Origin of the sequence: Streptomyces sp. SID3212 (assembly GCF_009865405.1) — a bacterium.
Classification (GTDB): Bacteria; Actinomycetota; Actinomycetes; order Streptomycetales; family Streptomycetaceae; genus Streptomyces.
Genome location: NZ_WWJY01000506.1, coordinates 1 through 561 on the forward strand (window position 1 = coordinate 1; position 561 = coordinate 561).

The following is a 561-nucleotide window of genomic DNA, read 5'->3' on the forward strand; positions in this document are numbered from 1 at the left end:
CTCGCGGGCGCCGGCATCCACGACCTGCCGCCCGGCTGGGGCGCGACGTCCCGGGCCGGCACGGCGGCGGCGACCCGGGCGGGCCTGCGCCTGGCCATCGGCGACCTGCTGGCCCTCTTCGACGCGCCGCTCCTGGCGGACGCGGGCCTGATCGAGGCCCGCGTCGTCCGCAAGGCGCTGCGCGCGGCGGCGGAGGGGGTACCGGTGCCGCTGGACGGCCTCGCGGACCTGGTCTCCACGGAGCTCTGGCTACGCCGCCTGCTGTCACGCCGAGGCACGTGCTGGACGGGCACGGCGGCGCCTCGGCGGCGGGCGGTGGGGGTGGTGGCGCGGCCGACGCTGCGTTCTTGACTGCGCGTGCCCGGTTTTTGGTTGCGCTTACTGATGTCCTCAATCGCCGGACGGGCTTGGGTTTGTCGTGGTGACGGGGGCCGGGGCCTCCGGAGGCACGTATGTCCGGACTGCATGTTTTACGGCGCCTTCGGGAACCCCGAACATTCACGGTAGCCACGCGCCACAAAACACGCTTTACGTCCGGACACACGCACCTCCTCCGACCCC

At 73.4% G+C, this 561-nt stretch carries 1 pseudogene; it reads left to right on the forward strand.

What is annotated here, in order from left to right:
- Positions 1-351, forward strand: a pseudogene (locus tag GT042_RS15205) (asparagine synthase); the annotation flags it as partial.
- Between the last annotated feature and the right edge of the window lie 210 nt (positions 352-561).